This window comes from Providencia sp. PROV032, from assembly GCF_028484875.1.
Classification (GTDB): Bacteria; Pseudomonadota; Gammaproteobacteria; order Enterobacterales; family Enterobacteriaceae; genus Providencia; species Providencia rettgeri_E.
In genome coordinates, this window is sequence record NZ_JAMPSX010000006.1 from 72,866 (window position 1) to 95,163 (window position 22,298).

Annotated in this window: 28 protein-coding genes; 15 read left to right on the top strand and 13 right to left on the bottom strand. The window is 38.5% G+C overall.

What is annotated here, in order from left to right; translation table 11 throughout:
- Positions 1-237 precede the first annotated feature (237 nt).
- On the top strand, positions 238-1,104 hold the full coding sequence (locus PSF42_RS06740; protein ID WP_272679688.1) for an SDR family oxidoreductase: 867 nt from the start codon (positions 238-240) through the stop codon (positions 1,102-1,104).
- Between the two features lie 128 nt (positions 1,105-1,232).
- On the opposite strand, the gene yqfB is transcribed toward PSF42_RS06740, so the two are convergent.
- On the bottom strand, positions 1,233-1,562 hold the full coding sequence (gene yqfB, locus PSF42_RS06745; RefSeq protein WP_272679689.1) for a N(4)-acetylcytidine aminohydrolase: 330 nt from the start codon (positions 1,560-1,562) through the stop codon (positions 1,233-1,235).
- A 185-nt stretch (positions 1,563-1,747) separates the two neighbouring features.
- Here yqfB and PSF42_RS06750 point away from each other — a divergent pair, with 185 nt between their 5' ends.
- Entirely contained in the window at positions 1,748-2,530 is a 783-nt protein-coding gene (locus PSF42_RS06750) for a GNAT family N-acetyltransferase (protein WP_272679690.1), read from the top strand.
- A gap of 85 nt (positions 2,531-2,615) precedes the next feature.
- Here the strand turns inward: PSF42_RS06750 and PSF42_RS06755 are convergent, their stop codons facing one another.
- Entirely contained in the window at positions 2,616-3,539 is a 924-nt protein-coding gene (locus PSF42_RS06755; protein ID WP_272679691.1) for an alpha/beta hydrolase family protein, read from the bottom strand.
- 165 nt (positions 3,540-3,704) lie between these two features.
- Here PSF42_RS06755 and PSF42_RS06760 point away from each other — a divergent pair, with 165 nt between their 5' ends.
- The 3 genes from PSF42_RS06760 (at position 3,705) to PSF42_RS06770 (ending at position 5,499) form a co-directional block, all read left to right on the top strand.
- A complete protein-coding gene (locus PSF42_RS06760; protein ID WP_272679692.1) occupies positions 3,705-4,055 on the top strand; it encodes a hypothetical protein in 351 nt (116 codons plus the stop codon).
- Positions 4,056-4,058: 3 nt separating this feature from the next.
- A complete protein-coding gene (locus tag PSF42_RS06765) occupies positions 4,059-4,832 on the top strand; it encodes a GNAT family N-acetyltransferase (RefSeq protein ID WP_125894699.1) in 774 nt (257 codons plus the stop codon).
- A gap of 118 nt (positions 4,833-4,950) precedes the next feature.
- Positions 4,951-5,499, top strand: coding sequence for an adenylate kinase (locus PSF42_RS06770; RefSeq protein WP_272679693.1), 549 nt, complete (start codon positions 4,951-4,953; stop codon positions 5,497-5,499).
- 52 nt (positions 5,500-5,551) lie between these two features.
- Here the strand turns inward: PSF42_RS06770 and ddlA are convergent, their stop codons facing one another.
- Together ddlA and PSF42_RS06780 are read right to left on the bottom strand one after the other, a co-directional pair.
- Positions 5,552-6,655, bottom strand: coding sequence for a D-alanine--D-alanine ligase (ddlA, locus tag PSF42_RS06775; protein WP_272679694.1), 1,104 nt, complete (start codon positions 6,653-6,655; stop codon positions 5,552-5,554).
- Positions 6,656-6,788: 133 nt separating this feature from the next.
- A complete protein-coding gene (locus PSF42_RS06780; RefSeq protein ID WP_125894693.1) occupies positions 6,789-7,673 on the bottom strand; it encodes a LysR substrate-binding domain-containing protein in 885 nt (294 codons plus the stop codon).
- 153 nt (positions 7,674-7,826) lie between these two features.
- Between PSF42_RS06780 and PSF42_RS06785 the strand changes: the two genes are divergently transcribed.
- A complete protein-coding gene (locus PSF42_RS06785; protein ID WP_272679695.1) occupies positions 7,827-8,441 on the top strand; it encodes a LysE family translocator in 615 nt (204 codons plus the stop codon).
- Positions 8,442-8,464: 23 nt separating this feature from the next.
- Here PSF42_RS06785 and PSF42_RS06790 read toward each other — a convergent pair whose 3' ends face one another.
- Together PSF42_RS06790 and leuE are read right to left on the bottom strand one after the other, a co-directional pair.
- Positions 8,465-8,938 carry an NUDIX hydrolase gene (locus PSF42_RS06790; protein WP_125894767.1) on the bottom strand — a complete coding sequence of 158 codons (474 nt, stop codon included), beginning with the start codon at positions 8,936-8,938 and terminating at the stop codon, positions 8,465-8,467.
- 278 nt (positions 8,939-9,216) lie between these two features.
- Positions 9,217-9,858, bottom strand: coding sequence for a leucine efflux protein LeuE (gene leuE, locus PSF42_RS06795; RefSeq protein ID WP_125894689.1), 642 nt, complete (start codon positions 9,856-9,858; stop codon positions 9,217-9,219).
- Positions 9,859-10,322: 464 nt separating this feature from the next.
- Here leuE and PSF42_RS06800 point away from each other — a divergent pair, with 464 nt between their 5' ends.
- The 5 genes from PSF42_RS06800 (at position 10,323) to PSF42_RS06820 (ending at position 12,993) form a co-directional block, all read left to right on the top strand.
- Positions 10,323-11,024, top strand: a complete 702-nt coding sequence (locus PSF42_RS06800) for an AzlC family ABC transporter permease (RefSeq protein WP_272679696.1) — start codon at positions 10,323-10,325, stop codon at positions 11,022-11,024.
- The gene (locus PSF42_RS06805) at positions 11,021-11,335 is read left to right on the top strand and encodes an AzlD domain-containing protein (protein WP_125894496.1); all 315 of its coding nucleotides are present in this window, start codon (positions 11,021-11,023) and stop codon (positions 11,333-11,335) included. Before PSF42_RS06800 ends, PSF42_RS06805 begins: the two co-directional genes overlap by 4 nt.
- A gap of 187 nt (positions 11,336-11,522) precedes the next feature.
- Positions 11,523-11,990, top strand: coding sequence for a DUF1456 family protein (locus PSF42_RS06810; RefSeq protein WP_125894493.1), 468 nt, complete (start codon positions 11,523-11,525; stop codon positions 11,988-11,990).
- 86 nt (positions 11,991-12,076) lie between these two features.
- Positions 12,077-12,538 carry a type II RES/Xre toxin-antitoxin system antitoxin gene (parS, locus tag PSF42_RS06815; RefSeq protein ID WP_125894492.1) on the top strand — a complete coding sequence of 154 codons (462 nt, stop codon included), beginning with the start codon at positions 12,077-12,079 and terminating at the stop codon, positions 12,536-12,538.
- Positions 12,535-12,993: an RES family NAD+ phosphorylase gene (locus tag PSF42_RS06820; protein ID WP_272679697.1), complete on the top strand. Its 459-nt coding sequence runs from the start codon at positions 12,535-12,537 to the stop codon at positions 12,991-12,993. The genes parS and PSF42_RS06820 overlap by 4 nt, the downstream gene beginning before the upstream one ends.
- On the opposite strand, the gene PSF42_RS06825 is transcribed toward PSF42_RS06820, so the two are convergent.
- The 6 genes from PSF42_RS06825 to PSF42_RS06850 all read right to left on the bottom strand — a co-directional run bounded on the left by PSF42_RS06825 (position 12,994) and on the right by PSF42_RS06850 (position 18,485).
- Entirely contained in the window at positions 12,994-13,884 is an 891-nt protein-coding gene (locus tag PSF42_RS06825; protein WP_213912747.1) for a LysR family transcriptional regulator, read from the bottom strand.
- A 45-nt stretch (positions 13,885-13,929) separates the two neighbouring features.
- Positions 13,930-14,889, bottom strand: a complete 960-nt coding sequence (accA, locus tag PSF42_RS06830; protein WP_125894486.1) for an acetyl-CoA carboxylase carboxyl transferase subunit alpha — start codon at positions 14,887-14,889, stop codon at positions 13,930-13,932.
- A gap of 104 nt (positions 14,890-14,993) precedes the next feature.
- Positions 14,994-15,416 (bottom strand): helix-turn-helix domain-containing protein, encoded by a 423-nt coding sequence (locus PSF42_RS06835; RefSeq protein ID WP_272679698.1) that lies wholly within the window; start codon positions 15,414-15,416, stop codon positions 14,994-14,996.
- Positions 15,417-15,446: 30 nt separating this feature from the next.
- Entirely contained in the window at positions 15,447-16,010 is a 564-nt protein-coding gene (locus tag PSF42_RS06840; RefSeq protein WP_213912750.1) for a GNAT family N-acetyltransferase, read from the bottom strand.
- On the bottom strand, positions 15,991-17,451 hold the full coding sequence (locus PSF42_RS06845) for an AMP nucleosidase (protein ID WP_442959221.1): 1,461 nt from the start codon (positions 17,449-17,451) through the stop codon (positions 15,991-15,993). Before PSF42_RS06845 ends, PSF42_RS06840 begins: the two co-directional genes overlap by 20 nt.
- A 125-nt stretch (positions 17,452-17,576) precedes the next feature.
- Positions 17,577-18,485 (bottom strand): AEC family transporter, encoded by a 909-nt coding sequence (locus PSF42_RS06850; protein WP_272679700.1) that lies wholly within the window; start codon positions 18,483-18,485, stop codon positions 17,577-17,579.
- 286 nt (positions 18,486-18,771) lie between these two features.
- Here PSF42_RS06850 and PSF42_RS06855 point away from each other — a divergent pair, with 286 nt between their 5' ends.
- The 4 genes from PSF42_RS06855 (at position 18,772) to PSF42_RS06870 (ending at position 21,726) form a co-directional block, all read left to right on the top strand.
- On the top strand, positions 18,772-19,539 hold the full coding sequence (locus PSF42_RS06855; protein ID WP_125894476.1) for a basic amino acid ABC transporter substrate-binding protein: 768 nt from the start codon (positions 18,772-18,774) through the stop codon (positions 19,537-19,539).
- A gap of 65 nt (positions 19,540-19,604) precedes the next feature.
- Entirely contained in the window at positions 19,605-20,369 is a 765-nt protein-coding gene (locus PSF42_RS06860) for an amino acid ABC transporter permease (protein WP_102140354.1), read from the top strand.
- Complete coding sequence (locus tag PSF42_RS06865; protein WP_272679701.1) at positions 20,356-21,078, top strand: amino acid ABC transporter ATP-binding protein; 723 nt, start codon at positions 20,356-20,358, stop codon at positions 21,076-21,078. Before PSF42_RS06860 ends, PSF42_RS06865 begins: the two co-directional genes overlap by 14 nt.
- Positions 21,079-21,177: 99 nt before the next feature.
- Positions 21,178-21,726, top strand: coding sequence for an NADAR family protein (locus PSF42_RS06870; RefSeq protein ID WP_272679702.1), 549 nt, complete (start codon positions 21,178-21,180; stop codon positions 21,724-21,726).
- 98 nt (positions 21,727-21,824) lie between these two features.
- On the opposite strand, the gene PSF42_RS06875 is transcribed toward PSF42_RS06870, so the two are convergent.
- Positions 21,825-22,283 (bottom strand): GNAT family N-acetyltransferase, encoded by a 459-nt coding sequence (locus PSF42_RS06875; RefSeq protein WP_125894471.1) that lies wholly within the window; start codon positions 22,281-22,283, stop codon positions 21,825-21,827.
- Between the last annotated feature and the right edge of the window lie 15 nt (positions 22,284-22,298).

The window sequence follows — 22,298 nt, forward strand, 5'->3', positions numbered from 1 at the left end:
GGGTTAGATTGCCCTTTTATCTTCCCCCTAGTACCAAAAATGCTCTACTTTTCCTCTTCTATGACATTTATCAATTGATTGCTATACACTGATAAAGCACAGGAGAATATGTTTATAAACCAAGTTCCTCTTACATTAAGAAAAGCGACAAAATATAACGCTTTATTGCTCAATAATATCTTGAATATATTATGAGCAAAACACTTTAACTGAATATATTGTCACTATAGGATATTCATGAAAAATACAATTCTTATCACTGGTGCTACAGGTCAGGTTGGTCACTACCTCGTTCAATCATTACAGGAAAAAGGCTATCATGATGTTGTTTTAGCCGTTAGAGACGCCGCTAAATTAAAAAATACATCTTATCGCACTGTGTTAATGGATTATGATAAGCCAGATACTATTGAAATCGCTTTACAAGGTATCGACTCCGTTTTTATGATGACAGGCTATACCATTGATATGCTTGTACAAAGTAAGGTTTTCGTAGATATCGCAAAAAAATCAGCCGTGAAATATATTGTGCATTTAGGTGCCTGTGGGGACGATAACGCACAAGTGGCTCATTGGGCATGGCACCAGCTTATTGAACGTTATATTGAATGGTCAGGAATACAATTTACTCACCTTCGCCCCGAATCTTATATGCAAAACTTACTGGGTTATCAAGGGGATGAAAACTTACAAAAAGGTGTCTTGCGCTCTTATTTTGGCAATGCGGTACTCAGTTGGGTAGACTGTGCTGATGTTGCTGAACTTGCGGCTTATTGCTTACTTAACCCGCAACAACACGCAGGTCAAATTTATCGCCTTGGTTATGAAAATAAAAACTACACACAAATAGCTGAGTTATTAACAGAAGAGTTGGGGATCCCTTTCAGTTATCAGGCAGAAAACCCCGATGAATTTTGGCAACATGCCCTTAAAAATAATTTAGAGCTCGCCTATATGAAAAGTATCTATGACCATTATGTAGATTTTACTAATGGAACATTAGACCGCTCAGGAATGGTTTTCGATAATTTTCAAACAATAACAGGCAAAGCACCGACATCACTTAAAGAATTTATTTTGAAGCACCAAGAACAATTTAAATAAACGTAAAATAGGCCTTTACTTGGCCTATTTTTATATTAATTTTTACTCACAGTCAGTATTCCCAAAATGATTAATATTCCGCCAATGAAGATCACCGTGCTGATTTGCTCATCTTCGAAACATCGTGATTAATCAGTGCTATTCAGCAATTGGTAAGTGATTACGTATAAATACTGCTCGTTTGGGTAAATCTCTTTGATAAGCACTTTCAACGTCTCTAGACTCATGGCTTCTTGCTTAGCATGGTATTCAGAAATGTCATCATAAGAAATGGGCTCTACCGACAATATTTTAATATCAGTATAATATTCACCTGTTTCTAACGCATATACCTTCACAATAGTCCCAGGGATATAATGGCTCTCGCTTTTATCACGGATAGTGATCACTTTTTTACCGGAAACGACCAGTGGAAGTAAACGCTCAAAAAAGGTTATTGTGTCTGGTGCGTTATTCATAATATTTCTCTTATTTATTATGCTATGTTTCTTCTAGGGTCAGTCTATTTTCTTATAAACCCAATAAATTGCAATAAAATGGTTCTTTTCGTGCTTTCAATTTTACGACCACTATAGAGATCATTTCATTTTGTATACAATCAAACCCGAAAATATTATCTACTACAATAAATTAGGTATACATAATGGATAACAATGAAAATTTGTTCTATCAACAAGAGCACTATTTTTGGTCTGCAATATGTGCGAATGCGGTGAAAATCAGCAACCAAACTAGCGCTTATTTTTCTGAGCTACCATTACCTATATTTAATTATATTTATCTCCACCAAGGCGCCCTCATTTCAGATTACGAAAAGGCCGAAGCGTTATTCAAACAGCAAGCTAAACCTTATGTATTGGTTGTTCATGACCAGGTGCTTTCAGTATTTGAGACGGAAATAGCAACACGCGGATTAGTCGCAGATGGTGAATCAACCGCGATGATTTTGCCGCAAGAGGCTTTATCACAATACAATTCACCACCACAGCTTAGTTCTGGTTTTCAGGTAGTGTTTAGCAATAATCAACTTAAAGATTGGGCTCAGCCTTTAATTACGGCATTCCCTGTCGATTCTGATACAGATGAAGATGATTCAACGGTTACCGACGAGTATATTCGGTACCATCAAAGAGCCCTTGATAAGCAAACTAATATGGTGCACTTAGTCTTATTTGCAGATCAGCAACCAGTTTCAACCTTAACTATGACATTTAATAATCAAACAGCTCGACTTGATGATATTGGCACTGATATTCAATACCAAGGTAAAGGGCTCGCGACTTTACTTATTAAACATGCGCTATCCCTTTGCCATCAGCAAGGGATTAAACAGTGTGTATTAGAGTCATCCAGTGATGGTTTGTCTATTTATAAAAAGCTGGGTTTTGAACCTATATTTAATTACTACAGTTATATTGCAGAGTGATTTTATTGAACGCATCTTAATAACCAAGATACATAATTGTACAGGGTGACATCATAGTTGGGAGTCACCCACTAATATATCCACTTTATTTTGTCACCATTTGGTACCAATCTTGAATATCCGCCACAATGTGATCTGTCTGCAATTGCCCATCTTTATCTTTGAAAAAATGGTCTAAATCTTGATATGCTCGATAACTAACATGGGGATTACGGATTTTTTTCATCATATTATCTGTACCATGAGCATCCACATTGGTATCCGCCATCGTTTGTATCACCAAATGTGGTGTTTTAACTGACTGGATAAGTTCTAAATTGTCAATGGTGAGCATCTCATACCACCATCTTGAGCCATGGCCGCTGACAAATTGGTCGTTATTTAATTGTTTTTGTTTTACTGCCTCTGCAAATTGTTTAAAACCTTCTTTTGAGTTTGCAACCTCTTCTTTAGGTGTATTATTTTCAATACTATACAGAACATCATTAATAAAATATTGTCCGCCGACATTCAATGCAACGGATGCGGTAATAAAGTTTTCTTGAGCAACAATTAAATTAGTCACCAACGCACCTTCACTTCCGCCTAATAGCACGATGTGTTGGTAATCATTTTTCAATTGTTTTAATACCACGATATAATTATTGGCGCGTTCTAATGGCGAGTCTTTCGACATATAGTCAACAGGACATTCTTCTTCCGAAGCTTCTTCATCTTTAGTCCCCACATGACTGTTTAGCCCTGTTTTTTCAACTAATAAAATATCATTATCAGGGAATACAGCACCGAAATTTTTCAACATATTGGGATTATTAATAACACTTTTACAATCAGAACCCTGTAATAAAACTAATAAATCCTTTGATTTTTCTGCTTGCTTTTGGATTAAGTAATAGTTTATTTCTTTGCCCGCTAGGTGAAGAGTTTGCATATTTGTAGGCAAATTCTGAGCAAATACACTTAGGGAATAAGTTGAAAATAACAAAGCAGTGATTTTTAATTTCATCATACACTCATCATGTTTTGTAAGGGCCTTTCGACGACATTATATTACGTTTTTTATAATAAATAATTACCTGTTATTCCCTCCCCCTCCATCATTGTGCATATAAATGATTCTATCGAACAAACATTGGTTCAACATATCATTTCGACACCACAAATGGAGCTACGAATGGTAGGTTCAGGTAAAATACTCTGTGCTGAAGATTATATTAGTGAAAAGCCCGAGCATTGTGCGATGGCTATCGCACAAAATGCCCTTACAACGATTAAAAATTCATTTATAGGTAGTCATACGTTAAATTTTGAAAACGCTTTCATAGGAATGCGACCTATGCCTAAAGATGAGATGCCAATTGTCGGAAAAGTTGCTGATTTCGAAGGTTTATATATTATCAGTATGCACGCTGCGATCACGCTAGCGCCTTTGATATGCCAATTGGCTCAAGATGAAATCTTGCATGGAATAGAACAAGCTGCCCTTGGCCCATATCGATTAACTCGTTTTGCATCAGGTAACTGACAAATGAATATTCCGTTGTACTATTTAAGACATTACCAATCCATTGAAAAAACGTTTTGGACATCTATTTGTGAACATAGTATCCAGATTGCACAACACACAATTTGCTATTTAACGCCCCTTAATTCGCCGGCGTTTAACTTCATTTATTTGCAGCCTGACTCGACCAGTCACGCCTTTATGCAGGCTCACAACCTGTTTGTTTCACAGAAAAAAAACCATACCTTAGTGATCCCCGAAGAGATGCTCCCGCAGGTGGTTAATGAAGCCGAATCTTTAGGTTATAAACGTGACAGCGTCACCACTGCGATGGCATTAACCTTAGCGAAGCAAAATGAAGTTGAACTGCCTGATAACCAAGTCGATATCGTCTTAGCGAATCACGATTTGTCATTATGGGCAAAACCGCTGGTTTCTGCATTTTATCTGTCTGAAGAACACGACCAGGTTATTCAGGAATATGTGCGTTATCATGAAGATGCACTACAGCAAGGCGCTCCTCAGTTTCACCTTGTGTTACTCGTCAATGGCGAGCCTGCGACCTCAATGACTGTGACGATTGAAGGAACGTTAGCCCGTTTTGATGATATTGGGACTGAGCCAAGCCACCAAGGTAATGGTTACGCTTCACAACTCATTGATTACGCACTTGCATTTTGCCGCCAGCAAGGCGTAGAGCACTGCTTCCTAGATGCATCTGAAGCAGGTTTTGACCTATATAAAAAATTTGGCTTTGAGCCACTGTTTCGCTACATCAATTATGTTTGGTGCAAGTAATTTACAGCGATTCCGTTACTTGTAGATGCATCTAATCTGGAACTATTGCTCAGGCAATGGTTCCACTTTCAGTCATTCCAAATCAACCCTAATAACAAAATCCGTCTGATGTTTACATATGAAAATTAATATTATTGGCACGAGTGGCAGCGGTAAAAGTACCCTTTGCCAGCAACTTTCTTTGTTATTAAATGTCCCTTCTATTGAGTTAGATAGCTTATATTGGCTAGCAAATTGGCAAGGTTCTTCGGATGATGAGCTTAACCAGAAACTCACCTCTGCATTAAATAAAGCGGGATCTGGCTGGGTCCTTGATGGCAACTATACACGGACTCAACCTATTAAATGGAAAGAGGTTGATATGGTGGTCTGGTTGGATTACTCCTTTTCTCGAACCCTTTATCAGTCAATTACGCGCACATTATCACGCATTCGTTCTGGGCAGGAGTTATGGGAACATACAGGCAATAAAGAATGTTGGAAAAATGCTTTTTTCAGCCGTGATTCGATAATTTTGTGGCTGCTAAAGACCTACTATCCAAATAAGAAAAGAAACCTAAGTCATATGGCAAATCTCAATTTACGCCATATTCAGTTTGTACGGCTCACTTCTCCAAAAGAAACAAATTTATTTTTGCAGCAGATGAAAGTTCAAGTTTCAGGGTAAAGAAACATCTCGGTAGTCATAAAGACCACCGAGACAGTATTTTACTCAGCGATTAAAGCTCATCACATGCCGTTTTTAACATCGCAGTTTGTTGGTATTTTTCAATTCCTAACTCAATCAATCGGCTGATTAATTGCGGGTATGTCATACCACCTTGCTGCCACAATTTTGGATACATACTGATATTTGTAAAGCCAGGCAATGTGTTGATTTCATTGATGACTACATCATTGTTTTCCGTTAAGAAAACATCTACACGGGACATGCCACTGCAATTTAGTGCGCGGTACGCAGATAAGGCAATCTCACGTATTTTATCACTCACGGCATCATCTAATTGTGCAGGAGCCACGACAGAAGCGCCATTTTCATCAATATATTTAGTGTGGTACGCATAGAAACTGTCGTGTAATACGATTTCACCACAAGGGCTGGCAAGCGGTTCTTCATTACCCAATACGGCGCACTCAATTTCACGCCCTTTTACTGCGCTTTCAATAAGGACTTTCATATCAAATAAGAAGGCAAAATCCAATGCCGCGTTAAATTCCGATTCAGTGCTGACTTTACTGATCCCAACGGACGAGCCTTGGTTCGCCGGTTTAATAAATAGCGGTAAGCCTAATTGCGCCACGGTTGCTTCATATTCAGTTGTTGCACGTTCATTTTTGAGCACTGTTATAAATGGAGCAATATTTAAGCCTGCGTCTCTAAGTAGTCTTTTGGTAACGTCTTTATCCATGCAGGCAGAGGAGCCTAAAACACCTGGGCCTACAAATGGCAAATTCGCCATGCGCAATAACCCTTGCAGCGAGCCGTCTTCGCCTAAGTTACCGTGAACAATAGGAAAAATAACATCGATTTGTGGCAATGGCTTGGCATCTTCTAACGAAATAAATTGCTCGCTCGTTTTACCTGGAACAAGTGCGATGGCTCGCTTAGGCGTATTTAACACAATACGAGAGGGATCATCACCATGCAATAAATAATCAGATTCGTTATATTCATGCCATTGCCCTTCTTTATTAATCCCCAAAAGGCATACATCAAATTTATTGCGATCTAACCCATTGATAATATTTTTAGCGGACTGTAGTGAAACTTCATGTTCTGTTGATCGACCACCAAAAATAACACCGACTCGTATTTTGCTCATTATTTGCTCCGACATAAAACACTAGACCTAGCCGAGAAATATAGCATGCAAAGAAAAGGTTATGGCATAAATTATTTATTTTTCATTAAGACTCGCTGGCTTTATAACCAAACCTTCTTTTTTTGATAGCTAATTATCTTTTATCTATCAGAGTTTCAATACTGATATTCACCTGTTCAATTAGCCACTGCGTAAAAATAGCCGCTGCACTACCTTGCTCAACAGGTTTCGATGACAATAAATAGTACGCTGAATTATCTTCAATAAAACCATATGGCGCGGCTAATTGTTTCGATTGTATTTCGTCGGCAACCATCAAAAATGACGCGAGAGCCGCCCCTTGCCCAGCTAAGGCCGCTTGAATACACAAGTAAAAATGCTCATATGTAATCGTTTTACTATTTTTAAGATCTATTTCTTTTATACCTTGCCAAGTTTCCCATGCATTAGGCCTAGAGGTGGTTGATAGCAGTGCTATATGATTAACGTTTTTCTTAAAATCAAGTTCAGGCCGAACCACAACGCCCATTCGTTCTGCACACACTTTTACCGCGAAAAGATTGTCATTCCATTTAAAATCATTACGCCTCAATGCTAAATCAACATTCGTTTTTGTGAAATCAATGACACCACCAGCCGCGACTAAATGTACCGTAATATGAGGATATTGCTGATAAAAATGCGTAAGTCGAGGTATTAACCATTTCATTGCAATGGTTGGCTCACAAGATAAGCTAACAACATCCGGAAATGCGCTGTTTTTTATCTTTTCAACCCCTTCTTTGAGTTGCTCAAATATCGCACTAGTAGTTTGTAACAATATCTGGCCGTTCGCTGTTAAAAAAACAGCACGGTTCCTTCGTTCGAATAACTCAACACCAAGGTATTCTTCTAATAAACGAATTTGTCGGCTAATTGCGCTGTGAGTCACATTCAGCTCATGTGCCGCTTGCACAAAACTGCCTGCTTTTGCCGCAGTATCAAAAAAACGTAATGACGTTAATGGTGGTAGTTTCATATATATATAGGTAACGAAAACTGACAGATTTGTGTCAGGATAAATCGCTTTTTAGTTTTATTCAATCTATTGATAATAAAAACAATAAATAAACAAACTTTTTCAAAAAAAACACATTTTTGGTCTGTTTTTATTACCTTTTAGGAAATTAATATGAATGAAATTATTGCAGTAGCGACTATAACCATTTTAGCTGTCATTAGTCCGGGGCCGGACTTTGCTATGGTAACTCGTAATAGTTATACCTATGGAATTAAAACAGGCTTACTGTGTGCGCTAGGTATCGCTATAGGTGTGCAAGTTCATGTGTTTTATACCGTTTTCGGTATCACTTTAGTCATTTTGAGTTCACCAACATTATTCTTAATCGTTAAACTTATTGGTGTATTTTATTTGGTGTACATCGGGTTTAAATCATTGACCAATAAAGTCAAAATATCCTCAGACAAAACCGACTCACAACCATTATCTGCCTTAAATGCGTTTAAAAATGGTTTTTTAACGAATGCATTAAATCCAAAAACCATGTTCTTTGTCGTTTCTGTGTATAGCCAAGTGATCAGTACACAGAACTCAATTTGGTTAAATTTGAGTTATGGCCTATTTATTTCGTTCGCTCATTGGCTTTGGTTTAGTCTAATTGCTATTTTCTTTGCAACACCAGTAGTACGTAACAAAATTCTTAACTACCAATTTATTATGGATAGAACAATTGGCGCGCTACTCATTCTATTGGGATTATCTTTATTATTTTTTAATGTAAATTAATCTTATATTCACATAAATTATCGCTATTTACCCTGCGACCGATAGTATTCATTAACCACTTTCGCCAGCTCAATGACATCTTCAGGAATATTGAGTTTGGCGAGTTTCTCAAATGGTACCCATTCAAATGGAGCAAAAGGCAGTTGTGATGAGGGTAATAGCTCACATAAGTAAATCATATCAATATGCCAATGATTTCCTCTCTTTTTATCCGCAATAAATTCTTTCAAAATAGCAATGGGTAACGGTAGTACTTGTGTATGAGATGAATCATGCACTTGTGAGGCAAATGGGAAACCGCAACTAATCACTTGGCACTCTAGCCCTGTTTCCTCAAGAACTTCTCGAAAAACCGCATGTTGTGGTTCTTCATTCTCTTCAATATGGCCACCTGGGGGTAACCAAAAACCAAGTTTTTGATGTTCGTGTAATAAAAACTCACCATGCTCATTACGGATCATTGCTGTTGCTGTAAAATGTTTAATTTCCCCACTCATTCCATCACATTCCTTTTTTCATTTTACTTCTAATACAGAAGCTACATAGTCACTTTCTATATAACCATTAAAGATTAAAGGGTTAGCGTATTATCTTGTTACTTTAAATGTTATCGCTACATTAGCTATTTATACTCGCCAAGCATATAAGTACTATACCGTCAAATGGACTGGGAGGACACAGAGCAGAGATAGGTGAATGTTAAGGGAGTAACCGTCATAAAACGTTAGAGGTAAAAAAATAGCCAACCATGGGCCAGCTATTTCTAATAAAACCATTATGCGGTTAGTGCAAGTTTTGCTCCAAACATCAAGAATACGGCACCAATACAGCTATTAGAGAACTTAGACAGTTTTTTATTATGTTTGACCATATTCGTTACGGCAATCGCGCCAAAAATCAATAGTGATAAATAAATCATGCTACAGACTTCTAAAATGACGCCAAGGATAAAAAATGGCACACCTGCACTTGGGTAAGCTGGGTCAATAAATTGGATAAAAAATGAAACATAAAAAATGATCATCTTAGGATTTAGTAAACTTAAAAAAACAGCTTTTTTATAGGTACCCTTGGTTTCTAAGATAATTGAATCAACATCACCTGTATTTTCTTTCTTATATAATACGCTATACAGGGTTTTCATCCCTAAATAAAATAAATAAGCTGCCCCTGCGTATTTTATAACACTAAAAAAGATAGGTGATGTTTTTACTAAAGATGCAACGCCTAAAAATGAGAGAAAAATGAGGATAGCATCTCCTGTAAAGACACCTAATGCGGCTTTATAACCATTTTTCACACCATATTTTGCACTGCTAGTTAAAACAAATAAAGAATTAGGGCCTGGTACCAGTGTAATAAAAATAACACCGATAAGATAAGTCCATAAATTTGTAATACCGAGATTTTCAAGCATAGGAAACCCGCTAACTCAATAAAAGTTATAACAAAAAATTCACATTGTTTCTTTATGGTTATTATGATACAGGCTTTATATGACTTGTAAAAGATATCACTACCTGATAATTACATTACAAGATATAAAACCAATTAAATGCAAAATACTAGATGAACGCCATTGAATTGGAGGGTTAAATCGAAACAATAATCCAATATAACCATCTTAATCAGAAGCTAGCTATAAACAGCTAGTCAAATAGCAATAAACACCAAAATTCAAAGTTTAGGTGGCATTTAATGCCACGGAGCAAATAAAAATAGCAGTAGTGATTTGATTAAGGTTTCGCGTTATAACATAAAAGTCGGTGCTATTTAGAAGTAAAATCGGATAAAGCCTGTATGAAACTAAAATATCCCACCACTAATTTTAAAATCAATCAAATTATATAAGTGCTCATAACTACAATAAGGTTAGCTTAAATGGCGTCACAACAAAGTAATCAATGGCAAAAAGCGATGATGGCAGGCGCGGTTCATACCGCTCCTCTCAATCTCGCTGTTATTCCTTGGGGAGTTTTAGCGGGTTCAATGGCAGTTGAAACTGGTCTCGATTTCTGGCAAAGCGTAGCGATGTCTGCAATGGTATTTGCAGGCGCAGCACAGTTAGTCACTCTTGGGTTGCTTAACTCGGGTGCTGGCTATATCACAATTGTTATTTCTGTTTTTTTTATTACTTCCCAGCACTTACTCTATGGGCTGACTTTGCGCCCCCAAGTTAAAGACTTTACAACGCCTCAGCGCCTTAGCATCGGCTTTTTGCTGACTGACGAACTATTTGCGATTAGCGCTGCTAAACGCCAGGGTTTAAGTTTTCCCTATCTCTTTGGTGCTGGGTTTAGTTTTTATCTTGTTTGGTTAATTACTAGCCTTTGTGGTATTGCCATGGCCAATATTGTGGGCGATTTGAGCCGCTTACATCTCGACTTTTCTGTGGTTGCAACTTTGCTCGCGATCGTCGTTCCATTAACCAGAAAAATTAGTACGCTTTGTGGCGTTATCTTTTCGCTCGTTGTCGCTATCGTACTTTCAATGTACTCCTTTAGCAGTGCTATTGTTATCGCAGGTGTGGGTGGGATGTTTGTATCAGTGGCTGTTTCACGTATATTGAAGGAAGAAAAATGATTTGGCTTTTAATTATTACCTTAACAGCGGTTGTTTTTACTCTACGTTATATTTTTCTAATACCACAGTTGCCAATACGCCTCCCACTTGTAGTTCGTCAAGCGTTAGGGTACTCAGCACCTTGCTTATTAACCGCAATTTGTGCCCCTGTTATCTTATTGGAAAACCATGAGCTACGTTCCTTCCCAGATAATCCTTATTTATGGGGGGCGTTATTCTGTGTCGTTGTTGCCTTAGTATTGAAAAATATGCTGTTAACTGTCGGTCTTACCTTAGTATTTTTCTATTCCCTTATTTATTTCATCGGTTAACTTATTATTCAGGATAAAGCATCGTTTAGCACTTTGCTTTATCTTGGTTAATCCCTCATAATATGCCCCTCTCAAAATACATTCCTTTTCAATTTTACCCTGTCATTGATTGTCATAGTGAATACTTTATTGGCCTTACTCAATAAATAGCCAATTAACTTTTATAGATAATGGATAATACAATACCATGCTTAATAATTATGTTTTACGCAGCGTTCGCTATATGTTGGACTTAAGCGACGCCCAAATGGTTAAAATCGTAAAACTTGCAGATTTGGATGTTACAAAAGAAGAAATGGTGGCTTGGTTAAAAAAAGATAATGAGCCTGAATATGTTGAATGTAACGATAATGTCATGGGGCATTTTCTAAACGGTTTAATTTATCACCGTCGTGGAAAAGATGAAAACCATCCCGCACCTGAAGTTGATAGCCGCCTTAATAACAATATTATGCTCAAAAAATTACGCGTGGCTTTTGAATTAAAAGATACAGATATGATTGAAATTTATCAGCTTGTTGACTTTCGTGTATCTAAGCCTGAACTTAACGCTGTATTTCGCAAACCAGGTCATAAAAACTACCGCGAATGTGGAGACCAATTGCTGCGTTACTTCCTAAAAGGCCTGACAATTCGCCTACGTGGTAATAAGTAACCGTATCCTGCTCGTTTTTTATTCGTTTATTTTACATCCTCCTGACATTTGTCTATAATAAAAATGACAAATGTCAGGAGGTTCAAATGAGAAACTATATCCCCACAACGCCACTTCAACCCGCAGCTTCTGCTTTTAAGCCACTATGGCGCCATGTCGGGTTACCCGCTGAAAGGGGTATTGAATTGACCCACTATTTACGTCAAGGCCTGTCTGTCTCTGTCTTAGACAATATCCAAGAGTGGTCAGGGGTGAGCAAAACAGAACTATTGCGAATATCTGGCATCAATGAACGCAATATTGCTCGTCGTAAAAATGCTGGCCAGCCCCTAAATGTAGATGAAAGTGAACGAATTGCACGTCTAGTACGGGTATTTGATGCCGCAGTGCGTTTATTTAATGGTGATAAACACGCAGCAAGTGATTGGCTCAATCATCCAGTGAAAGGCTTGGGTCACTTACGCCCTATTGAGCTTATCGCGACAGAAAGCGGTGCTATTGAAGTAATTGATTTAATTGGCCGCATTGAACATGGTGTATTTTCATGATTTTATATCGATTGGTGAAATCCAGTTTTGTTCACGATGCATGGTCGGGGCAAGGAGCTATGTTGTACGGTGGCCGGTGGAATCATAAAGGGACTCCTGCTGTTTATACATCGACGAGTATTTCATTAGCAACCCTTGAAATACTCGTTCACATCAATCAAGACATACTATTAAACCAGTTCAGTTTACTATCCATAGATATCAATGATAAGTACGTTATGAAGTTGTCGTTAGACTACCTTCCAACGGATTGGCAGCAAGACCCAGCGCCAACCTCTACTATGGATATTGGCACTACATGGCTTAATAACCAAGATAGCTTAGTATTGTTAATTCCCTCTTGTATTATTCCCTATGAATACAACGCAATACTCAACCCATTGCATCCGCAATTTCAAAAAGCCATACAGACGGTTAAACCACTGGATTTTAACGTTGACCCACGCTTAGCATAACTAAATGTTTGCTAACAAATATTGTAAAAAAGCATCTATCTTCGGTGATAATGCACTACGGCTCGCATAAACCGCGCGAAGTTCTATTGGGGCTGGTGATACCTCATCGAATTCTATTCGCACTAATTTATTTTGTGTAATCTGTTCGGCACACCCTTCTAATGCCAGGATGGCATAACCAACACCGTGCATTGCAGCAGCGTGAGCTAGAATGCCACTATTTACGCGATAGTTACTGTTAACTATCACTTTTTGCTGTAATCCCTCTGAATCAATAAATATCCATGGTTGCCCCTGCAATGCACTCAAGCTTGAAATACATGGCATATTAGCTAAGTCCGTATATGAATGCGGTTTTCCTACTTGTTCAATTAATTGGGGAGCGGCAACTACAACACTTTGCCATGATTTGATTAAACGTGAGTGATAGCTACTGTCCTCAAGGTGACCACGGTGAAATGTGAGTAATAAATCAATATCATCACTAATAACATCTTGAGGCATTAATTGTGTATCACAGTGAATATTTAATTGTGGGTGTAGTAATGCAAACTTCGCTAATAAATCCGCGAATAGTAGGCTACCAAATTCACTGGGGATAGTTAGCCGTAGCGTTCCGGTAAGTTGTTGTGGATGACAAATTTGCACCACAACCTGTTCTAATTCACTGACTAGCTTTTGACTTTGCTCAAATAAAATGTTTCCCGTCTCGGTCAACCGCATTTGCCGTGTTGTGCGTTCAATTAATTGGCTATTAAGTTGTTGCTCCAGCTGTTTAATATAACGACTCACATTCGATGTTGGCATTGAGAGTAACTTTGCTGCATTGGCAAAACTTCCTTGAGTCGCGACAGCAATAAACACTTTCAATAGATTCAGGTCAACAGCCATATTTAACCCCTACAGTTCACTTTCTATTAACCTGAACTAATAGCACTAGCAGTAGCCAAAATCCATTATTTTTTGATACCGTTCCGCTAATAATACTTCTGTGTCTAATTGAGTTAGCTCATTTAAATCAGTCAGTAACTGTTGCTTTAACTGTTGTGCAGCTAATTGATAGTCACGGTGCGCTCCCCCCAAAGGCTCAGAAATAATGGTATCGATAATACCAAGCTCTTTTAACCGTGGAGCAGTCATACCCATTGCTTCCGCTGCAATTTGTGCCTTTTGGGGATCTTTCCACAAAATAGAAGCGCAACCTTCCGGGGATATCGCTGCATAAGTACTGTATTCCAACATATTAATACGATCGCCAACACCAATGCCTAACGCACCACCAGAACAACCTTCACCTGTAATAACACAAATAATGGGCGTTTTTAAGCGCGACATTTCGATAATATTGCGTGCAATGGCTTCAGCTTGTCCGCGCTCTTCAGCGCCAACACCGGGGTAAGCCCCAGCAGAATCAATAAATACCAAAACAGGTAAATGGAAACGTTCTGCCATTTTCATTAAACGGAGTGCTTTACGGTAGCCTTCTGGCGACGGCATACCAAAATTACGCATAACTTTCTCTTTTGTTGTACGCCCTTTTTGTTGCCCCAGCACCATAACAGACCTACCATCCAAACGAGCAAGCCCTCCCACCAGCGCCTTATCATCAGCAAAAGCGCGGTCACCTGCTAGCTCTTGAAATTCAGTAAATATCAATGAAATATAATCAAGGGGATAAGGCCTTAGTGGATGTCTCGCTAACTGGACAATTTCCCATGCCCCAAGAGATGCAAATATCGTTTTCGTCAGCGAATGACTCTTTTTTTTCAAGAGCAAGATCTCTTCTTCTAACTTTATTTCTGAAGGATGCCCTTTTTGTTTGAAAGCAATAAGTGCCTCAATTTTGTCATTGAGTTCAACGATGGGTTTCTCAAATGCAAGAAAATGGTTAGTCATAACTTTCCTAAAATGGTGACGGTAATCTTAGGAGTTTAATCAGAGAATCAATCCCATTCTATGCTTAAAAATAGGATTGATTATTATCAATAGTGGGATAATGTTTAACGCTGACTTTTCTTTAATGGCTTCGATTTTAAGCTATTTTCCATAATTTTTTGAAAATTAGGGCATAAAAAGTGATTTTCTTCAGGGCAGTTCGCAATATGCAAAATACCCTTTTTTAAGGCTAATAACCCCTGTATGGTTTGCTCAATTTCTTCAGCTTTTTCAAGTAAGCTCGCACGTTCAATATTCGGGCCATCCTTATGATTGAGCATGATAGCAATTTCGTCGAGTGTAAATTTAGCTTCTTGCCCTAATGCAATTAAAGATAAGCGGGTGATAACATCTTTCCCTTGATAAACCCGTTTTAACCCCTTGCGCCCAATCGGTTTAATCAACCCTTTTTCTTCATAATAACGTAAGGTTGATGCCGCTAGACCTGATAATTGGCTAACTTGAGAAATATCCAGTTCATCATGCATGAAATTATAACCCGCTCTAACATTCACAACTTAAGCTAATTGTTGCCGTAATAATACCGTGATTGCGCCATTCATAAAAATTTCACGGTCAACTACGTAACCCAACTTTTCAGCCACCCGTAAAGAGGCTAAGTTCCTCGGCTCAATAAAACAAATAGATTGCCGGAACTTATTTTCTTTTACTAACCAAGACAATGCGGCCTTCATTGCTTCTGTTGCGTAACCTTTTCCTTGAAATTCAGGTGCAATGACCCAACCCGCTTCTGGAATACCTTTAACTTGGGGTTCAACCATGCGATGGAAATCAGCAAACCCTAAATCACCAATATACTGGCCACTTGCTTTTTCACGGACAGCCCAATAACCAAATCCTAATAACGGCCATAAACCACCATAAGCTAGCATGCGCATCCATGATTCGCGGTCACTAGATGGCATACCACCAATGTAGCGAACCATCGACTCAGTTGCCCATAATTTCGCAAGTGCAGGAAAATCACTCACTTGGTGTTTATTTAATATCAATCTTTCTGTTTCAAGCACAGGTATTACAGCCATTGATTGCATCTCCTTGCTATCTAAATGGGGGTTCATCAAATGTTCTCAATTTCCTTGAGTGTAATTTATCCCCTTCTTGCCTTAATAAATCAATAGCACGAATACCTATTTGCAAGTGTTCTGAGATTGCACCTTCATAAAAACTGTTGGCTTGACCGGGTAATTTAATCTCGCCATGCAATGGTTTATCAGAAACACATAACAGCGTGCCATAGGGAACCCTGAAACGATAACCCTGAGCTGCAATTGTGGCACTTTCCATATCCACTGCGACCGCGCGGCTTAAGTTAAAACGGCGAGCTGTTGCAAAAAAACGTAATTCCCAATTTCGGTCGTCGGTTGTAACAACGGTTCCTGTTCTGAGACGTTGTTTTACCAATTCCCCAGGCATATTACTAACTTGTTTTGTTGCGTCATATAAGGCGCGTTGGACTTCCGCTATACTTGGAATAGGAATATCTGGCGGTAATACATCATCAAGAATATGGTCATCACGCAAATAGGCATGAGCCAAAACATAATCGCCAATTTTTTGGCTTTCTCTTAACCCGCCACAATGGCCAATCATCAACCAAGCATGTGGTCGTAAAACGGCTAAATGATCGCAAATGTTCTTTGCATTTGAAGGCCCGACACCAATATTCACTAAAGTAATTCCTGCACCATCTCTCGCGATCAGATGATATGCAGGCATTTGAAATTTTTTCCAGGTTAAATCAGAAGTGGCAATTTGTGGGTCTGCATTCTCAGCGGTTAAATAATTATGTCCTACACAAGATAATGCAATATAACGACTTTCAGGATCACGGACCTGTTCACAGGCCCAACTCACAAATTCATCGACATAGCGGTTATAATTGGTGAATAAAATATACGGTTGGACATATTCAGGCGGGGTTCCTGTATAGTGCTTCAGACGCGCTAATGAAAAATCCACACGTAATGCATCAAAATGAGATAGCGGCATTGCATCCGTAGCAGAGTACAAACCATCCGTAATATCATCGCTGATATGAGATAAATCGGTTATCGGAAAATGTGCAGCTAAATGACTGCTTATGCTCCTATCCAACACTAAGTCTGAACCATCAATGACAAAAGGATACGGAATTTCAATTTTTGAAGGGCGAACAGCAAAAGTGACATCATAATCTTGCTGCAAAATAGACAGTTGCTCAACTAAATAAGCACAAAATAGCTCTGGCTGAGTCACCGTAATGGTGTAATTACCGCGTTTAACAAAGCGTGCATAAGCACGTGTTTTTTCGCAGTGATCGACTTTACCTTCCCATGTCACGCACAGCTCAGGGTAAGCAAATAGCCCATTCTCCCTTTCAGTAATATCTGGTATGTGGCCTTCTTTTACATAAATAGCGATAGCATCTCTTAATGAATCAATTGCATTGCTATATAACAACGAAAGTTTATCTAAAACATCGTCAATAGATAAGTTTTCATATTTCTGGCATTTTTCCAAAGACACACACAACTCCTTATCATCAGATAAAATCATCTCCGATAACATAGAGTATCAATGTGATAGTTGCAAAATATATTGCGATTAATGTACTTATATCTTCAGCAATGCATTTATTATCATGATCAATGCACTACAAAGGATAGAACAATTGGTAATGTAAACACCGCTGCCACGGTTTGTAATGTAATTATACCTGCCATTAGTTGGCTATCTCCATTTAACTGACGCGTTAAAATATAGGCTGTTGGCGCCGTAGGGATAGCAAAAAATAGTACTAATAGGACGGTTTCAAGATTTGGCAACGAAAATAGCCCCGCCACTGTTACCGCTAAAATAGGCATAAGAAATAAACGTAGCAATGTCGATGCCATAATAGGTTTAAATTCATTTCTTAGCGTTGCTGTTTGTAATGCGGCCCCAATACATATTAACCCCAGTGGCAAGCTGGCGGCTGCGAGTAATTTTAAAAATTGGTCAGAGCCAAATGGCAATCCGATAGGTGATATATTTAATAACACACCAACGACACAGGAAATGATTAATGGATTTTTTATGATCGGTAATAAAATTTGCTTAACTGAAACCTTTTGCCCCGAAGATAACGAAAGTACCGCAATGACATTACAGCTTGGCACCAAAACAGCCATAATTACCGCAGCAATAGCGATCCCTTCTTTGCCAAATAAATCAGCAACAATAGCCAACCCTAAATAAGTATTAAACCGCGTAATTCCTTGGATATACGCACCAAACCTCGGGATAGGTATTTTGAATAAATATTTACAACCTAGAGTTAGTGCAGAGCTAATCGCTAAAACACAAAGGATAGCACTCGCTAGATAGGGTAACTTAGGATTATCCAAAGGCGCGGTGGCTAAACTGTTAATTAACAGTGCGGGAAACAAAATAAAGTAGTTTAATTTTTCCGCACTCGGCCAAAAATCAGTCGTCAATATTGTTGAGCGTCGTAATACAAACCCCATTGCAATGAGAGCAAATAATGGCCACAAAACTAATAGAATCTTATCCATGAGAGCGTAATCTGTTTTTATTCGAGTATTGAGTAAGTTTGTTAATCAGTCTATCGTTAAATTTTTGTAACTGATAGGTAAAAAAAGCGCTATTCCTATATTTTACTTTTATCAATTTATTTTCGATTTAATCAACTTTCACTTATTTATCTTTAAATAAATACTTTTCTACCCATAAAAAATTAAACCCTAAAATTATCCACTTTCTTATATAAAAAATCATTTGCCTATAACAGAAATATTATGTATTTTTATTCACTATAAATGCATAATTAAAGAGGTTGGTATGTTTAAAAAACTCGTTTTTGCTGGCTGTATGTCATTGGCAGCCTTCGCCGGGAATGTTTACGCAAAAGAAAGCTATACCGTTGGTGCTGGTGGGACTTACCGTCCATTCGAATATGAAAATAGCCAAAAACAGCTTGAAGGCTTTGATATTGACATTATTAAAGCGGTTGCAGAAGCAGAAGGTTTTGACGTTAAACTTGTCAATACACCTTGGGAAGGGATCTTTGCAACCTTGTCGTCTGGTGATAGAGACATTTTAATTTCAGGGATCACGATTACAGATAAACGCAAAAATATGGTTGATTTTTCTAACCCTTATTTTCCTGCTGAACAAGCGATCGTCATCAGCGAAACCTCTGATGTAAAAGACTTAAATAGTTTAAAAAACCTGAATGTGGGTGTCGTAAACTCCAGCACTGGTGATATCGTTGTTTCTGACGTAATCGGCAAAAATAGCACTGCAATTAAACGTTTCGACAATACCCCGCTTTTATTACAAGAACTGTTTGAAGATGGCATTGATGCAGCTGTTGGTGATGTCGGTGTCATTAAATACTACATAAAAACTCACCCTGAGAAAAAATTTAAACTGATCTACGATAACCATTTCGAAAAACAATATTTTGGTATTGCTGTCGCAAAAGGAAATAGTGAATTACAGCAAAAAATTAATAATGGTTTAAATAAGATCATCGCAGATGGTACGTACAATAAAATTTACCAAAAATGGTTTGATGAAAACGTTCCTCAATTACCAAAACAATAATTTAATCTAACTTAAGGCCATCCTTGGATGGCTTTTTCACGTTATAAATCAGGGTGAACATTAAGATGTCTGCGTTTCGTTGGGAAATAATTGAAGAATACGCTCCATTATTTGCTGAAGGCGCAATGATGACGATAAAAGCGACCATCATCTGCGTTATTTTAGGCTCACTATGGGGGTTAACCCTCGGCTTAGGAAGAACGGCCAAAGCTGAACAAGGAATTTGGAAACCAATTTTACATTATTTTGTGCAATGGCCAGTTCGTTTCTATGTCAGTGCCTTTCGTGGTACCCCGCTATTCGTTCAAATAATGGTTGTTCACTTTGCCTTAGTGCCATTATTCATTAACCCTCGTGATGGGTTATTTGTTACATCTGGGATAATGTCCGTTGACACCGCTAAAATGCTCCGCTCCGATTACGGCGCATTTCTATCTTGTGTCATTGCAATTACTTTAAACTCAGGGGCTTATGTCTCTGAAATTTTCCGTGCGGGTATTCAATCTATTGATAAAGGACAAATGGAGGCTTCTCGTGCTCTTGGCATGAGTTGGGCAAAAACAATGCGTAAGGTTATTCTTCCGCAAGCTTTCCGTCGCATTCTTCCCCCACTGGGAAATAATGCCATCGCGATTGTCAAAGATTCCTCCCTCGCTTCCGCTATCGGCTTGGCAGATCTCGCTTATGCAGCGAGAACCGTGTCCGGGGCTTATGCAACATATTGGGAACCCTACTTAACGATATCTGTGATTTATTGGATGCTGACATTTATACTTGCTCAGTTGGTGCAATATATGGAAAGAAGGTTGGGCAGAAGTGATTTACGTTAATAATTTACAAAAGAAATTTGGCGATGCCCATGTACTTAGAGGCATTTCTTGCGAAGTTAAACCTCAAGAAGTGATTTGTGTCATTGGCCCTTCTGGTTCAGGAAAAAGCACCTTTCTACGCTGTTTAAATGCACTAGAACGTCCAGATGGCGGTGAGATTAAAGTCAATGGCTTTGACGTTCATGATCCTAAAACTGATTTAAATAAGATGAGGGAAAATGTGGGGATGGTGTTTCAGCGTTTTAACCTATTCCCTCACATGACTGTGTTAGAAAACTTGATGATGGCCCCTACCTTAGTGAAAGGGATAAAAAAAGAAGTGGCACTTAAGCAAGCTGAGCAACTCCTGGTCAAAGTAGGACTGTTAGATAAAATTGATGCATGGCCAGCCAGTTTATCTGGAGGGCAGCAGCAACGAGTTGCGATTGCCCGAGCATTAGCTATGCAGCCATCCATCTTGTTATTTGATGAGCCGACATCTGCACTTGACCCCGAATTAGTTGGTGAAGTACTTTCCGTGATGAAAACTCTTGCGAATGAAGGTATGACGATGGTCATCGTCACCCATGAAATGGGATTTGCGCGTGAAGTTGCTGATCGAGTCATGTTCATTGACCAAGGTATCATTCAAGAAGAAGGCACACCAGAACAACTCTTTACTGCACCTAAAAACCCACGAACTGCGGAATTTTTAAGTAAAGTACTTTAGTTTTATTACCTGCTTAGCATGCTAAGCAGGTTTTTCTGATATCCAAATCTTTTTATTATCGATATGCTAAGAATATTATTACTTAATAAAGTTTAATTTATGGATATCACAAGCCTCTGCAAACAATATCGCTCAGGGAAAAAATTTAAATATGTTTTCTTCTGGGGCCACCAAACCAAACAAAATCAAATAACAAAAAGCTGTTTCAGCCAATGGTACCCTTCCCCATTTATTGTCAATAACCACCGCTTTGCCAGTGCAGAACATTTTATGATGGCCGAGAAAGCACGCTTATTTGGCGATTTTGAAACGCTGGATAAAATTATTTATGCACCAAATCCTGGAGCGGCTAAAGCATTTGGCCGTGAAGTTCGTGGGTTTAAGCAAGATGTTTGGGATGAAAACCGTTTTGCTATTGTCGTTGCGGCTAATATGGCAAAATTTTCTCAGAATAAAGAATTGGGACAATTTTTACTCTCCACAAATGAGCGCGTGCTCGTTGAAGCTAGCCCTGTCGATAAAATATGGGGAATAGGCCTTGCTGAGGATGCTGAAAATATTGAAAACCCATTAACATGGAAAGGGTTAAATCTGCTCGGTTTCGCATTAATGGACGTTAGAAGTCAGCTAGCCAATTTAACACGCTAATTTTTGCTTATTTTCTGATAAGACAGAAAAGCCCGTTGTTGTTAAACCGCGGGCCTGCCAATATTTTATCAAAATATAGGATATACTACTGAGCTTTATTACAAAGGCATCCTATATTCAATCACACCAGGTTTTTCTGCCACCCAGTTATACAGTTTTTGCCCACGTAGATTGGTTTCTTGTGTATGCCAATATAAGCGGCCACATTGTTTTTCTTGTGCCTGTGCATGTACAAATTCAATTAGTTGCTTCCCGACATGCCGCCCTCTCATTTCTGGCGCCACATATAAATCTTCAAGGTAGCAAAAATCATTTTCAGCCCATGTTGATCGGTGAAATAAATAATTCACAAAGCCAACAACTTTGCCATTTTCAAGAGCAACAGCACAATACATAGGTTCATTTTCATCAAAAAAACGCGCCCATGCTTTTAAGGTAATCTCTTCACTTAAATCGACTTTATAAAATTTTTGGTATTCCAACCAATATACTAACCATGCTGAGTAATGATCAGGAGTAACGAATTCTACTGTCACTGGTAATGCCGTTTTATTCATAATAACCCTTCCATT

Bases quoted from the DNA above. Each gene is read 5' to 3' on its own strand.
- PSF42_RS06740 (WP_272679688.1), top strand. From the start codon at position 238: ATGAAAAATACAATTCTTATCACTGGTGCTACAGGTCAGGTTGGTCAC.
- yqfB (WP_272679689.1), bottom strand. From the start codon at position 1,562: ATGAATAACGCACCAGACACAATAACCTTTTTTGAGCGTTTACTTCCA.
- PSF42_RS06750 (WP_272679690.1), top strand. From the start codon at position 1,748: ATGGATAACAATGAAAATTTGTTCTATCAACAAGAGCACTATTTTTGG.
- PSF42_RS06755 (WP_272679691.1), bottom strand. From the start codon at position 3,539: ATGATGAAATTAAAAATCACTGCTTTGTTATTTTCAACTTATTCCCTA.
- PSF42_RS06760 (WP_272679692.1), top strand. From the start codon at position 3,705: ATGGTAGGTTCAGGTAAAATACTCTGTGCTGAAGATTATATTAGTGAA.
- PSF42_RS06765 (WP_125894699.1), top strand. From the start codon at position 4,059: ATGAATATTCCGTTGTACTATTTAAGACATTACCAATCCATTGAAAAA.
- PSF42_RS06770 (WP_272679693.1), top strand. From the start codon at position 4,951: ATGAAAATTAATATTATTGGCACGAGTGGCAGCGGTAAAAGTACCCTT.
- ddlA (WP_272679694.1), bottom strand. From the start codon at position 6,655: ATGAGCAAAATACGAGTCGGTGTTATTTTTGGTGGTCGATCAACAGAA.
- PSF42_RS06780 (WP_125894693.1), bottom strand. From the start codon at position 7,673: ATGAAACTACCACCATTAACGTCATTACGTTTTTTTGATACTGCGGCA.
- PSF42_RS06785 (WP_272679695.1), top strand. From the start codon at position 7,827: ATGAATGAAATTATTGCAGTAGCGACTATAACCATTTTAGCTGTCATT.
- PSF42_RS06790 (WP_125894767.1), bottom strand. From the start codon at position 8,938: ATGAGTGGGGAAATTAAACATTTTACAGCAACAGCAATGATCCGTAAT.
- leuE (WP_125894689.1), bottom strand. From the start codon at position 9,858: ATGCTTGAAAATCTCGGTATTACAAATTTATGGACTTATCTTATCGGT.
- PSF42_RS06800 (WP_272679696.1), top strand. From the start codon at position 10,323: ATGGCGTCACAACAAAGTAATCAATGGCAAAAAGCGATGATGGCAGGC.
- PSF42_RS06805 (WP_125894496.1), top strand. From the start codon at position 11,021: ATGATTTGGCTTTTAATTATTACCTTAACAGCGGTTGTTTTTACTCTA.
- PSF42_RS06810 (WP_125894493.1), top strand. From the start codon at position 11,523: ATGCTTAATAATTATGTTTTACGCAGCGTTCGCTATATGTTGGACTTA.
- parS (WP_125894492.1), top strand. From the start codon at position 12,077: ATGAGAAACTATATCCCCACAACGCCACTTCAACCCGCAGCTTCTGCT.
- PSF42_RS06820 (WP_272679697.1), top strand. From the start codon at position 12,535: ATGATTTTATATCGATTGGTGAAATCCAGTTTTGTTCACGATGCATGG.
- PSF42_RS06825 (WP_213912747.1), bottom strand. From the start codon at position 13,884: ATGGCTGTTGACCTGAATCTATTGAAAGTGTTTATTGCTGTCGCGACT.
- accA (WP_125894486.1), bottom strand. From the start codon at position 14,889: ATGACTAACCATTTTCTTGCATTTGAGAAACCCATCGTTGAACTCAAT.
- PSF42_RS06835 (WP_272679698.1), bottom strand. From the start codon at position 15,416: ATGCATGATGAACTGGATATTTCTCAAGTTAGCCAATTATCAGGTCTA.
- PSF42_RS06840 (WP_213912750.1), bottom strand. From the start codon at position 16,010: ATGAACCCCCATTTAGATAGCAAGGAGATGCAATCAATGGCTGTAATA.
- PSF42_RS06850 (WP_272679700.1), bottom strand. From the start codon at position 18,485: ATGGATAAGATTCTATTAGTTTTGTGGCCATTATTTGCTCTCATTGCA.
- PSF42_RS06855 (WP_125894476.1), top strand. From the start codon at position 18,772: ATGTTTAAAAAACTCGTTTTTGCTGGCTGTATGTCATTGGCAGCCTTC.
- PSF42_RS06860 (WP_102140354.1), top strand. From the start codon at position 19,605: ATGTCTGCGTTTCGTTGGGAAATAATTGAAGAATACGCTCCATTATTT.
- PSF42_RS06870 (WP_272679702.1), top strand. From the start codon at position 21,178: ATGGATATCACAAGCCTCTGCAAACAATATCGCTCAGGGAAAAAATTT.
- PSF42_RS06875 (WP_125894471.1), bottom strand. From the start codon at position 22,283: ATGAATAAAACGGCATTACCAGTGACAGTAGAATTCGTTACTCCTGAT.